Below are 18,648 nucleotides of genomic sequence, written 5' to 3' on the forward strand. Positions count from 1 at the left end.
CACACCCTCCCTAGATGTCGAAGTCCGAAGCGAACGAGCGCTTCAGCGTGTATGTCGCCTTGGCGTAAACGCGCCACTGGTTGGTGTTGGGAATCCGCTCCTCGAGCCGGAACTCCACAACCCGGTTGTTGTAGCCATTCGCGTCCTGGCTGAGCAGCATGTGCGCACTTTGGTAGCGGTCCCGCTTGTCGGTCGACTCCTGGTCTAAGACCAGCTCGGGCTGGTTCGAGATGAGGGTCTCCCCAACGTAGAGCCCAGCACGGACGGTGCGGGCTTGGACCTTCTCGCTGACCGGCTCGGACTGGAACAGCTTGATCACCAACTGCCCTGTGGTGATCTTGTCCGACTCGGGCAGCACCTCGACATTGACCAGACGGGTGTCGCTCTTGCGCTTCTTGTTAATTGCCAGCACCGGCACGACAATCTCTTGCAAGGACGCGCCACCGTGAACGAAACGTGAGCCAGCGCCAGGAAGCCGCAGGCGATGAATCGACTTCGGAATCAGCACGTCCAGGTCACTGTCAAGCCCAAGCTGCGCTGACGTGAAGGACTTGAAGGCAGGGTCCTCCTTCAGCCCGCGACCGAGAACATATCGGCGATTGGTGATCTTGATTTCGTCACCTTGCGGCAGCGTCGACAAGTAGGACGAGTCTGCGAGCGCCGTGTCCCGAAACAGGAAGCCGTGATCAGCAGTGATTAGAATGTTCGTTGCGTTCGCGTTCGTCAGCCGCTTGACCAGATCGACCAGTTCACGAAGTGTGTCCTCCGTCGCCTCGAAGACCTGGCGTTCGGTCCCTGCCTTGTCGCCGGTCGCGTCGATGCGGTTGTGGTAGACGTACAGCACCTGGTGCTGCTGGTACAGCTCTCGGACCTCGTCCCGGGTCAGCGAGAACACATCCTCAGCCTGGACCGCCCTCCCTCCCACAGCGTCGAGGACCTTGCTGCGGTTCGCGGTGCCATCCGAGCGCTGGCCGTCGACGAGGACGGGATCGCCGTCTTTGGAGTGCCCGATCGTGCTGTGCGGCAGCAGCGCAGCCATCCCGAGCTGGGTGTAGCTCGGCAGCACACCGAGCATGGCATCGAGCGTCGCGTCGAACTTGTCCTCCTGGCGGATGCGTGAGCCGAGTTCCTCGGCGACCTCGTACCGTAGGGCGTCGGAAATGACGACGACGGCCTTGCGCCGGCCATCGCGGATAATCGGCGCAACGTGATCGGTGAAGAACGACGTCTGCAGTCGGAGCACAGCAGACCACCACCGGTCCACGCCATCAACCTGCTGCTGCCAGGCCTTCCCTAGGTCGTAGATGAACTTGTTCACGTAGAACTTCTCGACCTGGGCGCGCAGTGCCTCCAGGACGCGGGAGTACTCAGCCGGCACCGTCCGGGCAGCGTAGATGAACTGGCGGTAGAGCTGGTCGATGCGGAACCAGTCCTGCCGATAGCGCTCCAGTCCTTCGTCAAAAGACTGCATCGAGACGTTCAGCGCGCCCAGCGTGGTCAATAGGTCGGAGGCGCTGCCGATCGCGGCGTACAACTTGCGGTAGTCATCGATCCAAATGCTACTCTGGCGGCTCCGGATGACCTCTGTAACCTCGCGGGCGGTGACAGTTCGCTCGACGACCGCACGCGCGAGATCACTGATGATCTTGCGATCGATCTCCTCGAACAGGTCGTTGCCCAGCAGCTGGCGGAAGCTCGCGTCCTCGATCGTGCTGGCGTAATCCAGGTCGCCCGCCGCGCGCTTCGCGAGGATGGTCAGCGCCTCCTGACTGCGCCGATCGTTGCGCAGGCTAGCGAAGTCGAGCTGAATGTTGCGCAAGCCGCCGGGACGGTCGAACTTGAACCCGGCGATGGCCTGCCGGAACACCCAGAGCACGAAGTCGTCGATGCTCGGGTTCGGCGATGTATAGCCGTAGATGGAGCCCACGCCGTGCCAGTAAAACTCGTCGAGGCCGTAGTCGACTAGAGCGCCGTACTTGGCGCCGACACCGCTGGCGTTCTCTATCAGCAGGGCGCGGGTGATCTCCAGCAGGCTGTGCTCGCCTAAACCGAGCAATACGGCCGACATCTTGGCCCGAAGCAACCGCGCGTCGTCGTTAGCGTCGAGCAGCTTCTTGAGGCTCTGTACGCGTTTGGTCGCCCGGAAGAATTTCTCGTGTGCCTGTATGACCTCACCGATGCCGTCGGCGGTGAGCCCGAGTTCCTTGTGCACCAGCGAGGTCCAGTCCGCGGTGAACACCCCGTAAGCCAGTTCCAAGTCGAGCAGCCAGTTGCCGACCCCTGTTGGCACGGCGCCTGAACGGTAGACGAGGAACTTCGCCTCGGACCTCAGGTGCAGCAGGCGGTGCTTGATAGCGTACTCGTCGTTGGCAACACGCACGATCTCGACACTCTCCAGGCCGAGCGAGTCAAGGTCGGCGGCATACTCGCCATCGGGATCGTGCCAGAACACCACCCGTTGCGTCTCAAAGCGACGCTCCAGATGAGGTCGGACTGCGGATGCCTCACTCATCGCTTGCCTCAAGGCCGGGGATCTTCTTCAGCGCGGCACCGAATTTCGGATAATTGACCTTCACGCCATCATCAAGGTCGATATGTACCTGCTGGGTCGCAAGCGGGTACAGCACGTCGTGCTCGTACTCGCCGAGTTCGAGCAGCACTCTGCGCAGGCGGTCGACCTCCTTCTGCGCAGCAGCTTGCTGCCGCGGCGTGCTCGCACCGGCTGCCAGGCGCTCATGGTGCTGGCGGCTGGTCTCTAACTTCGCCTTGAACTCACGCAAGTACTCGTTCAGTACCGTCGATACCGTTGACGGCGTGTAGCGGTGCATGTAGATCAGTGCGTTGAACGAACCCTGAGGGCTGGAGAACAACCAGTAGATCGGGCGCTTCTTGTACCGCTGTACGTGGTCCTTGTAGAACGACTTCACGAAGTAGTCGCGCAAGTCCCTCACGCCGAGCGCTTCAGTAACGAACCGCAGGTTCTCCTCAAAGTGCTGATCGCCGAACGCGACCCGCAGGAACTGCCGGAACCGCGCCACAATGTCGTCCTCGAACCAGTCGCCGTCGACGATCGGGATCACATTGTCCCCGTCGGGAAAGAACGACGGGCTCGGAACTTTGGCGAGATAGTCCTGCAGCGTATCTCCCTGGTTCGCGAGGATGAGCCACGGCTCGTCAAGGCTGTAGCGACCGAACATGCATGCCACCGCATAGGAACACAGGTCGCGCGCTGCATCGGCTAACGCCAGCTTCCGCGTAACGCTTCTGTCCTGCACATCGGGAAAGCGCCACCTAGCATTTGCCCCAAGAGCGACTCGCTCCTCCGGAACCGTTATGTCGAACTCGCCGAGCAGGCCGTACGCATCCAAGAAGGTCCGGTTGTTTTCGTTCTCGAGAGCCCGCACCTCCGCCGTGAGTGACTCCCTCGCGTGCAGCACCTGGTCCCAGTGATCCGAGATCCGCTTAGGCTCCCGATCTTCCGGGATCCACGGCAAGCCCGCGAAATGCCAGGAAATCTCGTAGTCATTCCAGTCCGAGCGCGCCAACTCTTCCAGCCGACGAATGCGCGTGACATCCATCTCCTTCCAGCCGGCAGGGAGCGGCACTCTGCTCAGAGCAGTGATCCGATAGTCCAACGTCGGACTCATCGCGTGCAACAGGTGTCCCACCACGACGCTGTTCAGCAAGCCAAGTAGCAGTTTGCGGTGTTGTTCATAACTGAAGACGGAAGGGGCCGTCGAATCGTACGAGAACCCAGCCGGATACTCCCGGATCGAGAAGTCGGAGGTGCTGATCCGACTCCACGAGAGCGAAGGCTGGAAGAAGTATGCCTTTCCCCTCATCGGCGCACCGTTTGTCGATAGAGGGACCCCGTGGTAGGCGTGAATGTCGGCGCCTTCCCTGCCCCAGTCCAGAACGTACTCTTCGTTACCAGCCCACCGCCTGAAGGCACCGCCCTTTTTGTGTGGTACCCATCGCTCCGACGGCTCCCCGTTTTGCGTGCGATCGAACGAGATCCGACCTCGACTGACCTCCCACCATCGACGCAGGAAGAGGGCGTTGTTACCTGTGTTGATCCCCTCTCGGATGCTGGCTACCTCGCCGAGGAAGGTTGCCCGTTCAAACGCTCTCCTTATGGCGGGAGACAACCAGTAGGCAATAGGCGAGCCAGGGATCGAGCTAAACTCAGATGGCGCGGCCTCGAAGCGGATACCGCCTGTCTCGTGGGTGCGTGAAGCTGCCAGGAAAGAACTGCTCTTGCTCTTCGAAGGAGTATCAACGAGGCGGAAATATACCCCCACTTTGTCTGTATCCGTGGTGGCGGTCCTGAGAACGAACGCAGCAGTCGCGACGACTTCGCCTCCGATAGTGTCGAACGCCCCAGGCCCAAGATGAGCCATCGAAATTATCGACGACGATTGGAGCACCTGTTCGCGGAACTCTTCGAAGGTCGACAAGAACATCCAGCTCTGCATAGAAATCATGGCCACATAGCCACGAGGCTCTACCGCATCAAGAGACCGTTCGATAAACATGGTGAACAGGTCTGCCTTGCTTGACGGCCATTCTTTCCTCGCCCATGCGGCCAGATCTGGACCCATGTTTCCAGATCCCATGTAAGGGGGATTCGCGACCACGACGTGGTAACGAGAAGACAGAAACTCCGCCTGGAGCACCACCCTCCGCGCACGTGAGCCTAGCTCATTTCCTAGGAGATCGTTGCCGTCCGGCAATGCTGCATCGACGTGCTGTCTGAGTACCTCGATCAGATCCTCATCCGGCCGAATGAGCGAGCCATAAACGTCGACGTGCTCAAACTGGTTCCAGAACGTCTCCTCTACGGCTCGGTCACCATCACGCGTAGCAAGGGTATCGAGCTCGGTAGGCGTAAAAGAGATGGGTTCGAGCACACCGATGTTCGGCTGGACCTTCTTGGCGAAGAATGTACGCTGGCGGGCGCGGGCCTTCATCGTCAGGGCGAACGCGGCAAGTGCGCCGGCACGGGGGTCGATTTCGGTACCGTACAGGTTATTGGCGAGAATCAGATTGGGGATGTCGGACGGCGCGTAACCCTCTTCCTCGTAGATCGCGTACAGCAGGTCAAAGGCATAGGTGAGCATGTGGCCGGAGCCGCACGCGGGGTCGATAATCTTCAGCTCTTCGGGGCTGGCGACTTTTATGTAATCGGTATCCTCGTCGACCACCTTGATGTAGTAATCCATCTGCTCGGTAAGGCGTGAGGTGGGTCGGTTAAGCATCCAGAGGCGTCCGAGGGAGTTCTCGACGAGGTAGCGGACGATCCAGTGCGGGGTGAAGAGCTGTGTGGCGGCGGGAATCTCGGCGGCGCCAGCCTTCTTGTTCTTCTTGAATCCGGCGAAGATCTCGTCCTTCCGCTCGGAGATGTAGAGCTGGTACAGCCAGCCGATAACCTCGACGTCCCGACAGACTTCCTCGGTAAGAACAGCCACCACACGGGTCAGCACGGAGTCGTCGGCGAGCAGGTTCGCGGGAATGAGCAGCTCCGTGAAGTCACCCTCGCGTTCGAACATGAACGGCATCGAGCGGTTCCAGTGGCGGCAATACTCGGCAAGCAGAAGCGCGTACGCCTCGCCCTGGGGGTCCTCGCTGCGACGCGTGCCGTTGAGCAGGCCCGTAACCGCCTCAATGGTGCGCGTCTTGGTCACGACCGTGGTGTCAATGTTCCCGCGCTTGGCTTCGGCGAGCACTTCGGGCTGGCCGCTCTCGCGACCGCGTTCGGGTGAGACGACGCCGACGCCGGTGTAGCCGTTGGCGTCCATGAAGCGCAGCGCGACGATGCGGTTGAACCAGGTGTAGGCAACCTTGTCCGCCACTGCGGCACGACCCGACTCGCCAACACCTGCGGCGCTGACGGCCTTCTCGAGGGCGGCGACGGCGTCCGACTGCTCAACGCGCTCCGGCGATGCCGGGGCCAGTACCACGGCGATGCGGGCGGTCACTTCACGGATGAGTGCGGTACGCGCCCAGGTGGCGAATGACTTCAGCGGAGCAGTTTCCATCAGAGTGCGATTCGCTTTCCGTCGTTGAGCGTGGACAGCAGTGCGCTGCGGAGGGCGTCGAGGTATCGGTCGACGTCCTCAGGGCTCTCCAACACGCCGTGGGCACCTGGCACGGCGATCGTCTTAACCGAAACAGTCTGCTTCACGGGCTTGGGCTCGGGGTCGGTGCCACCGGTCCGCTGGGCGGACGATGCGAGCTGGTCGAGCAGCGACGGGTAGACAGTCTTCTCGAAGCTGTTCCCCTGTTCGCGGATGAGCGCGATCTGCCTCTCGCTGCCAACTCGGGCAACGATCCCGTCGATCGTGCGAACGACGCGCTCCTGCGCTTCCTCGGTGGCGTTGCCGTAGTAGGCGCTACCGAGGACCTCTGACTTGCGGCCCTCGAGACCCTCAACCACCGCGGCACGGTTGGTCGCAAGTGCCTCGTCGATCTGCTTACTGAACGCCTCTACGGCCTGCTTGAGCTGCGTCATACGGTTCCCGCGGAACGCATCGGGGTCGTCCAGCAACCGCTTTACATCGGCGTCGCTTCCCACGGGCAGGTAGCTGAGGTTGTTCGCGTTCGCCGCGAGCAGCGCGACCGCATCGTCGTAGATGGCGCCCTGGCCACCGTTGAGGAACGACTGGATGGGGTCGATCACCGATTCCTTGGCGTCGAGCAGCTCGTCGCCAAGGCCGAATGCAGTCAGGTACCACTCGTCGGGCTTGCCGACAGCCTGTTCGAGCAGGGCGATAGGTGCGGCCAACTGCTCGACAAATGGGTACTTCGAGCCGGTCACCCGCGCTCTGAGTTCGTCGAGCTTGCCGCGCAGCTTGTCGCTGCCGTGCCGGGCCAGCTCCAGCGGGTCTTTCGGGGCAGTCGCCTCGTCGAAGAAGTTGGTGCAGAACTTGCGGAACGTGGCGACCTTGCGCTCGTCGAACACCTTCTGCGGGGCAACCACCGCGTGGGAGTGCTTCTGCGTATTGCGCAGCACCGCGGCGACCTCGCTACGCTTGAGGGCATTACCGTCCACGGCGAGGGTGATCTTCGAGGTGCCGATGAGCCAGGCGATGACGACCTCGGTCGAGGCAAGATCCCAGCCGTAGGGCTTAGCCTGGAATGCGTCGACGATCTTCTTGACCGTAACCTGCTCGCCGAGCCGGTCTCGTTGCAGCACAAACGAGAGCACCTCGTCTCCCGGCACCGCGAGCTTCGACAGTGACGGATCGTCGATCATGCCCGACTGATCGGGGTTAGCGAACGCGGCCACCTGCTGCTCACTGTAGGTCGTGCCGCCGAGCAGGCTGAGCTGGGTGTAGGCGCGGCTGATGAGGTCCTGGAACCCGTCGGTCACGCGGGTGATCGCGTCCTGGGACGTGGAAGTCACGTCGGCAGCGTTGATGACGAGAGCTGCCTTACCGACGGCGCGGCGGATGCGCTCGACGAGTTCCTTCTCGCGTTCGACGTTTTGTGTGGCCTTAGAGCGTAGGATCTGCTCCTCGATCGCCGATAGCGAAGTCTTCTGCTTGTGCTTGGTGTACTTCTCGGTCTTGATGAGCAGTCGCAGATCAGACAGTGCCCGCGCGTCGGATTCTAGGATGACGCGCAGCTCATCCTTGCCGGCGCTGTGCATCCGGGTTTCCTCGGGACCGTACGGGTACTCCGGCGTGATGAAGTGCACCGCGAGTTCGCGCTGCTGGCCGTAAACCTGGTCGTCGAGCTTGTACCCGAAGGCGAAGTCCTGCCCGTTCTTGGCGTACCGCAGCTTGCTGGTCTTGATGACATCGCCAGAGAGGATCTTGCACAGGCGGCTGGAGACCTCGGAGGCGTCGATGTCGACGTTCTTGATCTCTTGTTCGATGACCTGCTCTTCGTTGGTCAGGTACTCGTAGACGTTGCCGTTGCGCTGGATGTAGGTCTGCGTCTCCAGCAGGGTCAGGGCCTCCTGTACCTGCTTCGACAGGGCGGGCAGGTCGAGCCCGAACCGGTCGTAAACGAGTACGGTCAGGTTGCGCGGCGTGGCCTGGAAGCTCTCGACATACTTCACGAGGAATAGCGCCTTGAGCAGGCGCACAGCAAGCTTCGTCGTTTCGGACTCAGGATCGGGGAGGTCTCGTTCAGAACGATCGATGGCGCGCTGCGCAGCGGCCTTCAGGGACGCGCGAATGCCCGCAAACATGCGGTCAAACGTCGCAAGTCTGCCGACCTCGACATCACCAATGTCCTTGGCCACCTGCTGCACGACGCCGAGCATGGAACGCTCGCCGACCGAGCTGTTGCGGCCCTCGAACACGTTGTGGTCCGAGATGCCCTCGATCGCCGCCTGGAACAGCGGGAACTGGTAGCTGACGAACGGGTAGGTGCCGACGAAGTGCGCCTCGTTGGTGTAGTTGCGGTACGTCTTCGCGCCCTCCACGAAGTCGAACAGCGTCTTGAAGTTCGCCGACTCCGCCGCATAGATCGTGCGCAGTTCCGCCGCGCCCGCGTCGTTCTTCTCGAGCAGGCGCTTGCGAATGACCTCCTCGACATCGGCGCTGGTGAGCTTCACGCGGGTCTTGAAGCGGGCCTGGATCTTGGAGAAATCGTTGCCCTGCTGCTTCGTGCGGTCACCGACGACCTTATCCATGTCCTCCTGGGAGGTGACGAACACCCACGCCCGGCCCTGGCACTTGGTGTTCAGCGACTCGGCGATCGTCTGGAGGTTGAGCATCAGGTGGGTGTTCGACCCGATGAACTGGCCGACCTCATCGACGTAGAAGTTCAAACGGAAGCCAGACGCCTGCTTGTCGAGCCAGGCCCTCACTTCGTCGGCGAAGTCCTCGATCGACACCGAGTAGTCGTTGCGGTACTTCGTCAGGATGTTGGTTGGCGCGCCCTCGGTGTGGCCGGTGACCTCGGCGTATGCCTTAGCCACGTTGCCCTCCTCGAGCACGCCTTCCTCACGGCCCCGCACCCAGTCGCGACCCGAGATACGCGCGTACGCGGCCTTGAACGCCTCGTACTGGCCGCGGTTGTCAAGGTCGCGCTCGAACCGGGCGACGTGACCCTGGTTGCCGAAGTAGCCTCGGCACTCGTCGAAGACCTTGACGAACACCTTCAGCAGGGCGTCAGTCTGGTCCTTCGTAATGAGCGTGGCCTTCTGGTCGATATTGAACAGCAGGCTCTTGGCCGGAATGCGGTCAGCCTTGGTCAACAGCGCCGGCAGGAACGCGTCATGCGCCTTGGCGCGGAAGCTCGCCGAGACCTGCTCGCGCGGAAAGTCCTGCCCCTCCACGTCACCGAGCAAGTGAGCGAGCATCTTGAGCAGGTGCGACTTACCGGAACCGAAGAAACCCGAGATCCACACGCCGTTGGCGTTGGTGTAGTTCGTGTATGCCTCAAGCAGCATGTCCAGGCCCTTGGCGGCCTCGTTAGTCAGGACATACTCGTCGACCTCTATGCCAAGGTGCGCGGCGTCGTCCGCCTTGATGACTCCTTCGATCGGACGCTGCACGTCCTTGGCGAAGATCGTATTCAGGTGCATCAAGTCACGCCTCCTGTTCCAAGATGTTCTTGGCTCGGTAGTACTGGTCGTCTTTCAGCCGGCCGAACAGCACGAGCGACGAGCCCAACGTGTCGGACTGCTCGTACCGGCCAGGGAAGAACATCAGCATCGGCTTGCCCGTCACCACGCTCTGCAGGTTGTTCAGCACGTTGTGCGAGCGGATGTACGGGAAGACCTCGCCGATGCCGGTGAGGAAGAAGACGTCGAAGTTGCCTTTGGCGAGCTTGGCGCGGATCGCGGGCGCGATGTGGAGCTCCGGATCGAGCATCCCCTGAAGCAGCTCGCGGAAGTCGGCCTTGTCCTGCTCGGGTTCAAACGCGAGCAGACGATCCCAGACCCCGCGCTCCTTCAGGATCTCCACCGACAGGTCATAGATGTTGATCTCACAAACCTCGATGCCCTTGTTTGCCAGCCGGTTCTTGATGCGCTTCTTCGACTTGGCGACCTCAATCGCGTCCTCAGGGTCGTATGGGTAGATGAAGAACGGCACCTCGTTGCTCAGGCCCTCCATCTGAAGGAACCGCCTACCGCTGAGCACTGCGAACAGATGCTCTTCCTGCTTGGAAAGCTCTGCACGCGTCATCGTCCACCCCCTGTCATCGCGGCAGTCGTCGGGAAGAACCGCACGTCGCTCGGCCGCCGCCTCCGGAGCGCCTCGGCAACCCGCGGCGACAATACGCACGGCAAGATCTCACCCGCCTTCGACAAAAGGCCCGCTTCACGGAGCATCAGGTACACGGTCGTGCGGAGCTTGCGCAGCGTCGAATCAGCGAGCATCGATAGCTCCTCATGCCACATCGACTTCGCCTGCACGAATGACACGAAGTGCTCGGGCAGCAGCATGGGGGTCAGTAGAAGGAATCGCTCGCGGACGACTTCCTCAGCAAACTCCCCAACCAGCTCGTATCGACGGCATGCCGCCACCCACATCACGTGGCCACGCTCCGTCGCCGTCGCATCGATCAACAGCTCAAGCTCGTCATCTGTCAGCTCGGCGAGCCGCTGGACGAGTTCGCGGCTGAGCCGCCGCCCGGATGCCACCGTACGGGCCTGAAGGAGGTTACTCGCGTCGATCGCCGCCCGCACCGCCTGCCAGTCCCGGCTCTGAAAGTAAAGAGGCGCCGCGATAGATGCCGCGCCCAGGAAGAGCCCACCGACGCTGAACGAGAGTCGGTAGCGCGAGACGGGCGTTATCGCTTCCCCCACGGGGCACCTCCTTCCGGTTTCAAACAAGTCGCTCAGGATACGATGGCCCACCGACACCTTCGCCGTGTCAGCGGGCCGACGATCGGTCAGTCGGTATCGCATGCTTGCTCGATGACGCTGCACCACCGCTACGGACCCACTCGTCGACCTCGCTGGCCTGGAACTTCCAGAGGAAGTCAAGCTTGTGGGCTGACATGCCCATTTCGGCGATCGAGCTGCGTACTGTGTTCTTGGCGACCCCGAGATGGGTGGCGATGCCATAGCCGAACAGCCAGGATCCAGCCACGGTGGAACCTCCAGTCGACAGCCGGCCACTGGTGCATCCGGCGCCCGCACCCAACCAGCAGTAGCCAGGTTCACACCCGGTTTGACCCGGTGCAGCCGGATAAAGGCGCGCGGTCCAGAGTAATTGCGAGTCTGTGCCGGAACGGATGGGGGTATCCCGCTGGCAGCAACGACGCCGACCACGCCCGCCGGGAGCAAGCTCCTCCAGCTTCGCGCCAAGCTCGGACAGGCCGCGGGGCGACGCTGCTCCAGATGCCGTCGTTCATCGCGATCCTCCCCGTAATCGCCCAGCCTACGCGTAACGCGGACGAAATCTATCCGAGACACTAGAGCAGCTACCATGAGTTCTCGAGCCTTGACAGTCTCTTTCACCCTCGGCTCCCTTCCTCAGCGGCCCGCAGTGTTGACTTGATCATCCGTCAGGCGCGTACCCGATGGCCTTCCAGATGAGCCATGACTGTCTGATTGGCCGCCCACCCATCCGGAAACTTGACCGGCTCGCCAAGGTGCACCGGTTCGCTCGACGGATGCGCGTCCAGCAGCTCCCGGATCCCGGCCCGCGCCACCATCACGCACGCATGCCGATGCCGCGACGCAAGCACACACAGCCGACCCGCCTCCAGGTGAAACGCTGTCGCGTCGCGCCGGCCCGACAGCGGGTGCAACACGAACGTCACGTCGTACTCACGTCCCTGAAGCCGGTTCGCTGTGTCAACCGTGACCTCGGCATCTCCCAGCGCTGCCCGCAGGCCGGCGACCTGGTCTCGATGCGCCGCCCCGATCGCGATCCGCTGCGCAGTCACCGCCTGCACCCCGCGTTCGGAGTGCGCGCTGGTCCCGCGCTGCAGCAGCCGCCGCGCCAGTTCCGCCACCGCGGACACGGCCTCGGCGTCGGTGCGCATCGTGTGCCGCGCCGGCAGCTCGAGCAGCCCCCAGCCGGTCTCTGCAGCCTGCTCCAACACCCGATCGTGCGCGGTGTCCCCGAACCCTTTCGTCGCGTAGGTCAGCCGCCGCTCCCCCGGCCCAGTCCCCGACCGGAAGCCCGTGTACGGGTAGAACGCCTCCGCGACGACCTTCTCCGCGGAGTGCGGCAGCCGCCACGACACCGGCAGGTGGTGCACGGGCACGTCGGTGTTGTTGCGCAGCAGCACCGCGACCGCACTCTGCATCGGGTCCCAGGACAAGCCCCGCCACCGGTCGTTCTCCACGGTCGAGAACGGGTCGAGCTGGCCGGGGTCACCGACGAACAGCGCCCGTTCGAATCGCGGTGCGATCGCCAGCAGCGCGTCGGAGCGCATCTGGTACGCCTCGTCGACGACCGCCCACCGCCAGGTGCGGTCTTTGACGTGCGCCCACTTCGCCGCCGTCGAGATCGTCACCGCCGGCGCTCCCAATGCAGCTAGGTCGCTGTCGACATCGACGTTGGGCAGCCCCGCGATACGAACCGGGGCCTCATAGCCCGCCCGGCTGAGTCGCCCGATCCGCGCGCCTGGCATCGCCTCCGCGAGGGGTGCAGCGAGCCGTTCAACGAGGTCGTCGACCTGCTCGTTGGTCTGCGCGACGATCATCAGCGGCTCGCCGGTCGTGGCGAGTTCCGCGGCGGCCCGTACGACCAGGGTCGATTTGCCGGCGCCGGGTGGTGAGTCGACGACCACGCCACGATGCGCGCCGGAGCGCAGGTCAGCGAGCACGGCCTGGATGACCTGTTCGGCCTGCGTGGCCGGGTCGAAGGCGCTCATTCCCACACCTCCGTGGCGTCGTCGTCGCTGGGCACGTATGGCTGGGGCGGCCCGCCGTGGGTCCAGGGGGTGTCTTCGGCGTCGGGCAGTTTGGGTGACGGGATGCTGTCTGCGAGGACTGCCGTGTAGATCAGTGTCTCGCCGGGCTCGGGCACGGTGCCGGGCGGTGGGGTCTTGGACCGGCCCATCCCGTTCTGGATCTCCAGGCACACCTCGACCGCGTCGGGCTGGCGGACGATGGAGAAAACGACGGCGTCCTGCGACTGCCTGCTGACGGCACGCGCCTTGGCCCCGGGTGCGATCAGCGCCGGGTCCTCGGTGCGTACGACGATCAGCGGCCGGGTGACCGCGTTGCCCTTGGCATTCTCGACGCGCCGGTCCCGCTCAACGTCGGTGACGGTGCCGAGGAACGCTTCGCCGGCGGCGCGGTGGTTGGCCATGACCAGGGGGTCGTCGAAAGCGCGGGCAACGTCGTAGGCGAGCTGTGCACGTTCGAGCCGGTTGAGCCGGCGTGCGGCGGCGATGGCGCCGTCGCGGCGGGCCTGCGGCAGCCCTCCGTTGACGAGGTACTCGTTGAAGCTGGTGAACCGCAGCCGGTCCTCGATCCACCGGCCCTCCACCGACGCCCCAGCGGTCAGCTCACGCAGCTTGGCGACGCCGCGCCACATGAGCCGCCATGTCGGTTCGAGCTGGCTGCCCAGCACCTGCCGGAGCCGTTCGACCGCCCGGTCCTGGCCTGCGGATCCGGGCTCGGTGCCGCTGTAGGCGCGGATGGCCGGCGCGAGGATCTCGTTGTCGAACACCGGGTCGGTCGTCGGACCGGCCGGCGGCCACAGCAGCGGGTCTTCGGCCTCGCGCGCGGCCTGCGGGCCGGTACGCCCCGGCGGCGGGCTGATCCAGCCAAGCTGCGCGGCAAGGTTCGCGTCCTCGACCGCGCTCTGCCCGGTGGCCCAGTGCATCGACAACACCTCGGTCATCGCAAGCAGGTTCGCCGAGCCGGGGTGTTCGGCGCGTTCGGCAAACCAGGTCAGCCACCGGCCGAGCAGCGGCACGCTCGCCGGCACCGCGTACGGGCCGGTGGTGCTGCGGAACCGGGTGGAGCGGCCGAACAGTTTGACGAACCCGATCCCGGCCGGGTTCGGCACCAGGATCTGCGGCGCGTCGCGGAAGCAGACCTGGCCTTTGATCTCGTCGGCTGCCCCGCAGAACGTCGTGAGGTAGGCGACAACGATGTCAGCGAGCTGCGCAGCGAACGCGAACCTTTGGCCGCGGTCGCGGGGCTGCGGCACGATCAGCAACTGCGGGTCGTGCTCGTCGCTGCCGACCAGAGCTGCCAGCGGCGCGTTGGCCTCGCCGGCCAGGGTCAGCGGCACGAACACCAGCGGCCGGTCGGCGATGTGGACGTGGCGCACGGTAGCGATCGGCTGCGCAACCTGCGCTGCGACCGCCATCGCGCGGGCGTAGGAGGTGATGGCGCTCACGCCGTCACCTCGGCCCTGTTCACGCCGTCGCGGCCGACCGCGTTCGTCGTCGGTTGGTTGCGCCTGGTCATGCTGCCGCCTGCGCGAGCAGCGGCGCGGACCCCACCGAGGTCGCAGCCGTGGTCGCCGACTCGCCGTAGATGCGCGCGGTAGCACGCAGCAGCGCAGTGATCTCCGCCTGCTCATCGGAGGGCAGCAGACTCCCCGCGGCCAACCCCAACGCGGCGGCGACCGTGTCGACCCCGCCGAGCTCCTCCCGCACACTCTTGCCCAGCACCGCGGTCTCCCCCGCCGCCTCGTCACGGCAGAAGAACGCCAGTTCACAACTCGCGAGGCATTCCGGCGAGTAACGGGCCGGGATACATCCGAGGGCCTCGACAAGCTCCGCGGGGGTGCGGACGGGCCGGTCGGCGTCGTCCTTGGCCAGGTTCAAGCTGACCGCGGGCGGCAACGCGTCGAGCAGGGTGTCGATGCCGGCGAGCCGGTTGAGCTGATGCTTGAGCACGATGAGCTGCTTGCGTACGTCGACCTTGGTCGCGCACGGCTTGTTGGAGAAGTCCTTCGGGCAGACCAGCACGATGTCGGAGGAGACCGCGTCGTCGCTGCCGAGCAGTCTGCGCAGCGCGTGGACGTACACCGCGGACTGGATCGCGGCGGAGGCGACCTTGCCGCCGTCGGCCTGCCCGTCGATCACCGCAAACGATTTGATCTCGATGACGTGGAAGATGCCCGCGTACTGGAACGCGATCAGGTCCGGTTCGAGGTAGACGCCGTTGCCGGCGACCTCCATCCGCAGCAGCGGATGGTCGAACAGCGTCCCGGCGTCGTCGCGGCCGGCCGCGGCGGCCAGCAGCGTGGCGCGTGAGTGCGCGTGGCGCAGATCCTGGCTGTCATTCCCGCCAACCTCGTCGAGGTTCGTGTAGCCGACCTCGGTGATCTCCAGGTTCAGGACCTCGCGCAGCAGGGTCAGCAGCTCAGCGCAGCCGTCGGCTTTGACCTGGGCTTCAAACGCGTTGCCGCGGGTGATCGCGAACTGGGACTGCCCGGCGCGGACAGGGAAGCCGACACGGGCGGCGAGGGCGTCCTTGTCGACACCGGCGGCGTCGCACACGCCGCGCCGGGCGCAGCCCGGGTTGCTGGTCAGCGCCGCGATCGTGCGGGCGTTGTGCCGCTTGGGCTGCACGGGACCACGCAGGCGCCGAAGGCGGGTGTCGGTGTCGTTCTGCACTCGGATTCCTTCGCGGGGGAAGCGTCAGGAGAAGTAAGGAGAGTAGCGGCCGCGTTACTGCGCGGCTGCCCCGACTTCGCGCAGCTGGCTGCCGAACAGTTGCGAAACATTGTCGAGCTGCTTCTTCGCGCGCTTGGCGGCCGCTTCGCGGTGCGACCGGTCAGCGTCAGCGTGGATCTCCAACTCGGCCTTAGCTGCACGTAGAACGCCTGATGGGCTGGTGCCGTCGGGGCCGGCGGCGGCGTCGGGGATGTTCGCGGCGAACCTCCAGAGCAGCCGGATCGCCGCAGGGCTCGGATTTGGTAGCCGTTCGACGTGTTCGGCGAGCCGGATCGCGGAGGTGAGGAAGTCGACCCGCGGGCTGAGCGGTCCGACGATGCGCCGTTCCATCGGCCACGTCGACACAGCGAGCAGGCCACGGGCCGGGGCGAGCAGGTCATAGGTCAGCGCTGGACACAGGTAACAAGGCCGCGAGTTCGGCGCGGACCGGAAGGATCGTTCCTCGTCGCGGCGCAGGCTGGTCAGCCGGGCCGGGACCATCTCGCCGACCTGGAATGCCTCGTGCACGGCAATGATGAGCTTCGGGGCGGCCGGTGCGCCGAGCAGTACGAGTGCCTGGTGGACCTGTTCTCGTAGCGGCAGCAGCGGCGCCGTCGGGCGGACTGGGGTCGCTTTTTCGGCTTGCTGTTCGGCGATGTCTTCGAGGGCCTGATCCCACTCGTTTTCGGCCCTGCGAAGTTCTGCCCGTAGCACGCGGGCGCGTTCGGCGTCGCCGGCGGAAACCGCCTGGCGTACTGCCGTGCGCAGCTCATCGATCCGTCGTTCGAGAGCTTCCGCTGCTTCGGTGGTCACGCGGGACACGGTACCGCATTCCAGCATTTCCCAGCAACAGCCAGCCCGAATGAGTGACCCCGCGTTCACCCGAGCGGCCAGGAACGGGTGTGCCGATTGTGCGTTGACCTGCCCTGATTCTTCGACGACACAACAGGCTGGACACGCCTTGCGGTGAGGTTGTACCGTCCTCCACGTTCTTCCAGTGTTTACCAGTTAACTCCACAGACTTCCTCGGTCTCACGGGCTCCGGAAACCGCCCAGCGGCACACCAGACACCCGCGGACTCTCGAAAGGGACCTTCATGAACCGCAAGCAGCTCCTGCTGACGGTCGCCGCCACCCTCGCCACCGCCACGATGCTGGCCTGCGGCGCCGGCACCGGCGACACCTCCTCAACGGTCTCCGGCGGCGACGGCACCAGCGTCCAAGCCGCCCCGGAGCCCACCACCGCCGTCGGCAAGGTCGGCCAGACCATCACCCTCACCAACGAGCTGCTCGGCGACAAAACCATCGTCGACGTCACCGTCACCAACCCCAAGCAGCACACCAAAGAGCCCGGCTCGTACGGCAGCAAGCCCGAGAAGGGCGTCTTCCTCGTCCTCGACGTCACCGCCGTCTGCAAGCAGGGCAGCTACCACTCCAATCCGTTCAACTTCAAATTCGTAGCCAAGGACGGCACCGTCTTCGAGCAGGCGTTCGCCATCGGGTTCAAGCCCGAGCTGCACGCCACCGACCTCGCTGCCGGCCAGAAAACCAGCGGGAAGATCGTCTTCGACGTATCCAAGGCCGCCCTCACCGGCGGACGCATCCAGATCGACGGCGTCGGCCTCGACGCCAACACCCCCGCCGCCTACTGGGTCCTCTGAGCCCCACCCACCGTCCGGTGGCCACCCCAGGCCACCGGACACCACTGCCCTGTACGAGGTGAAGCGCCGATGAAACGAACCTGCGCCACGTGCGGAAAAAACGCCTACCCCAGCCAAGACCGGGCCATCTCAGTAGCGCTGCGCTGCTCCCGCCAGCGCGGCACCGCACTACGGGTCTACCACTGCCCACAGCACGAGGCGTGGCACCTCACCAGCCGCGCCACGTGGCACGATCCCACACCGCCACCACCGCCGGTCGCCGAACCCGGCTACCGCAGGCCAATGGCCGCACTGCTCGCCGAACGGCGGACCGTCAGCGAACAAGAGCTCATCACTGCCGCCGCCGGTGGGGCGAACCCGCGACAGATCTCCACGATCGTCACCGACACCCTCAACACCTGGTGCCGATGGGGCCTGGTCTACCCAGACGGGCAGACCATCATCGCCGTCGACGTACCCGCCCTGCGCAACATCGCCGCCCGCGGCTGGACCGCCTGGACCCGCGAACAATCGACCGACGACGCCGAAGCCGCTCCATCGCCGAACTCGCGATGACCGACAACGGACCGCAAGAGGAACTGCTCAATGACACCTGCGGCGTCTGCCCACACTGGCGGCGTGGCCGCCCCGGCCCGCCACTCAGGAGGCGTGCTCCCATGAACCACAGGCATCTGCTCGCCATCGTCGAACATCCAGCCGCAGTCTCGGCGCTGCGCTGCTACTACGGCGGCTGGACCGGCAGTCGATTCGAGTCACTCGGCCGACCAGACGGCACCGACCCGCACCCCGACCAGATCACCGCAGCCGACATCGCCGCGGTGAGCCTACTCAGTGTCACCGTCCCAGCCGAAGGCGCTATCGCCCTGCTTGAGGGTGACCTCGGCCGGCAGGTGGCCGAGCAGCTGCGCGCCATCCCCACCGACGTCGACCTCGGCACCGCTCAGGCCTTCGAACTCGTCCGCGATGGCAGCGCTGCCAACCGGGCATGGCACCTGCTCACCGCACAGCACCGCATCGGTCCGGTCCTCGCAGGCACACTGCTCGCTCGTAAGCGGCCACGCCTCATCCCGGTCCACGACGCGGTCGTCGAATGCGCGATAAAACCGCCGCCCCACCAGTTATGGATCTCGCTCAACCACCAGCTCCAGACCAACGACGGCCTGCTACGCAACCAACTCCGCCGCCTTCACACCGCCGCTCGCCTCCCCGAACAGGTCTCAGTCCTGCGGGTTCTCGGCGTCATCGTCTGGATGTTCCACCAGCGCACCCACGCCGGCCCGAACTGCATCGGACTCGACCTCTCCGCCGTCCCTGCCGGGCCAGACTGCACCGCATGGCTCGGGCCGCGAACGCAACTCACGGCCGGAACCTGAAGAAGTAGACGACCAACCGCATGATCGACTCGTTCGCCGTGCCGGGATTAACCCCCGCGCTCGCGAGAAGCAGCT

The 18,648-nt window shown here is 64.7% G+C and carries 13 protein-coding genes; 3 read left to right on the plus strand and 10 right to left on the minus strand.

What is annotated here, in order from left to right; all coding sequences use genetic code 11:
• Positions 1-10: 10 nt before the first annotated feature.
• The 10 genes from pglZ to AB0B35_RS16790 all read right to left on the minus strand — a co-directional run bounded on the left by pglZ (position 11) and on the right by AB0B35_RS16790 (position 16,353).
• Positions 11-2,512, minus strand: coding sequence for a BREX-1 system phosphatase PglZ type A (pglZ, locus tag AB0B35_RS16745; RefSeq protein ID WP_361045972.1), 2,502 nt, complete (start codon positions 2,510-2,512; stop codon positions 11-13).
• A complete protein-coding gene (pglX, locus tag AB0B35_RS16750; RefSeq protein ID WP_361045974.1) occupies positions 2,505-6,038 on the minus strand; it encodes a BREX-1 system adenine-specific DNA-methyltransferase PglX in 3,534 nt (1,177 codons plus the stop codon). The genes pglZ and pglX overlap by 8 nt, the downstream gene beginning before the upstream one ends.
• Positions 6,038-9,541, minus strand: coding sequence for a BREX system P-loop protein BrxC (gene brxC / locus AB0B35_RS16755; RefSeq protein WP_361046317.1), 3,504 nt, complete (start codon positions 9,539-9,541; stop codon positions 6,038-6,040). The genes pglX and brxC overlap by 1 nt, the downstream gene beginning before the upstream one ends.
• A 4-nt stretch (positions 9,542-9,545) precedes the next feature.
• Positions 9,546-10,145: a BREX protein BrxB domain-containing protein gene (locus AB0B35_RS16760; protein WP_361045976.1), complete on the minus strand. Its 600-nt coding sequence runs from the start codon at positions 10,143-10,145 to the stop codon at positions 9,546-9,548.
• Positions 10,142-10,768 carry a DUF1819 family protein gene (locus tag AB0B35_RS16765; RefSeq protein ID WP_361045978.1) on the minus strand — a complete coding sequence of 209 codons (627 nt, stop codon included), beginning with the start codon at positions 10,766-10,768 and terminating at the stop codon, positions 10,142-10,144. Before AB0B35_RS16765 ends, AB0B35_RS16760 begins: the two co-directional genes overlap by 4 nt.
• A 67-nt stretch (positions 10,769-10,835) precedes the next feature.
• Positions 10,836-11,054, minus strand: a complete 219-nt coding sequence (locus AB0B35_RS16770) for a helix-turn-helix domain-containing protein (RefSeq protein WP_361045980.1) — start codon at positions 11,052-11,054, stop codon at positions 10,836-10,838.
• Positions 11,055-11,472: 418 nt separating this feature from the next.
• On the minus strand, positions 11,473-12,792 hold the full coding sequence (locus tag AB0B35_RS16775; RefSeq protein WP_361045983.1) for an AAA family ATPase: 1,320 nt from the start codon (positions 12,790-12,792) through the stop codon (positions 11,473-11,475).
• On the minus strand, positions 12,789-14,273 hold the full coding sequence (locus AB0B35_RS16780; RefSeq protein ID WP_361045985.1) for a hypothetical protein: 1,485 nt from the start codon (positions 14,271-14,273) through the stop codon (positions 12,789-12,791). The genes AB0B35_RS16775 and AB0B35_RS16780 overlap by 4 nt, the downstream gene beginning before the upstream one ends.
• 67 nt (positions 14,274-14,340) lie before the next feature.
• Positions 14,341-15,501: a hypothetical protein gene (locus AB0B35_RS16785; protein WP_361045988.1), complete on the minus strand. Its 1,161-nt coding sequence runs from the start codon at positions 15,499-15,501 to the stop codon at positions 14,341-14,343.
• A gap of 54 nt (positions 15,502-15,555) precedes the next feature.
• Positions 15,556-16,353 (minus strand): hypothetical protein, encoded by a 798-nt coding sequence (locus AB0B35_RS16790; protein WP_361045990.1) that lies wholly within the window; start codon positions 16,351-16,353, stop codon positions 15,556-15,558.
• Positions 16,354-16,636: 283 nt separating this feature from the next.
• On the opposite strand from AB0B35_RS16790, the gene AB0B35_RS16795 reads away from it, so the two are divergent.
• From AB0B35_RS16795 to AB0B35_RS16805, 3 genes are all read left to right on the plus strand, one after another.
• Complete coding sequence (locus AB0B35_RS16795; protein WP_361045992.1) at positions 16,637-17,200, plus strand: DUF4352 domain-containing protein; 564 nt, start codon at positions 16,637-16,639, stop codon at positions 17,198-17,200.
• Between the two features lie 69 nt (positions 17,201-17,269).
• Entirely contained in the window at positions 17,270-17,755 is a 486-nt protein-coding gene (locus tag AB0B35_RS16800; protein ID WP_361045995.1) for a hypothetical protein, read from the plus strand.
• A complete protein-coding gene (locus tag AB0B35_RS16805; RefSeq protein ID WP_361045997.1) occupies positions 17,752-18,573 on the plus strand; it encodes a DUF6308 family protein in 822 nt (273 codons plus the stop codon). Before AB0B35_RS16800 ends, AB0B35_RS16805 begins: the two co-directional genes overlap by 4 nt.
• Positions 18,574-18,648: the final 75 nt, after the last annotated feature.

The sequence above is a fragment of the Catellatospora sp. NPDC049133 genome (assembly GCF_040648455.1).
Classification (GTDB): domain Bacteria; phylum Actinomycetota; class Actinomycetes; order Mycobacteriales; family Micromonosporaceae; genus Catellatospora; species Catellatospora aurea.

What these genes read in the sequence shown, in the direction of transcription:
- AB0B35_RS16795 (WP_361045992.1), top strand. Translation starts at nt 16,637, where the DNA reads ATGAACCGCAAGCAGCTCCTGCTGACGGTCGCCGCCACCCTCGCCACC.
- brxC (WP_361046317.1), bottom strand. Translation starts at nt 9,541, where the DNA reads ATGCACCTGAATACGATCTTCGCCAAGGACGTGCAGCGTCCGATCGAA.
- AB0B35_RS16800 (WP_361045995.1), top strand. Translation starts at nt 17,270, where the DNA reads ATGAAACGAACCTGCGCCACGTGCGGAAAAAACGCCTACCCCAGCCAA.
- AB0B35_RS16805 (WP_361045997.1), top strand. Translation starts at nt 17,752, where the DNA reads ATGACCGACAACGGACCGCAAGAGGAACTGCTCAATGACACCTGCGGC.
- pglX (WP_361045974.1), bottom strand. Translation starts at nt 6,038, where the DNA reads ATGGAAACTGCTCCGCTGAAGTCATTCGCCACCTGGGCGCGTACCGCA.
- pglZ (WP_361045972.1), bottom strand. Translation starts at nt 2,512, where the DNA reads ATGAGTGAGGCATCCGCAGTCCGACCTCATCTGGAGCGTCGCTTTGAG.
- AB0B35_RS16775 (WP_361045983.1), bottom strand. Translation starts at nt 12,792, where the DNA reads ATGAGCGCCTTCGACCCGGCCACGCAGGCCGAACAGGTCATCCAGGCC.
- AB0B35_RS16760 (WP_361045976.1), bottom strand. Translation starts at nt 10,145, where the DNA reads ATGACGCGTGCAGAGCTTTCCAAGCAGGAAGAGCATCTGTTCGCAGTG.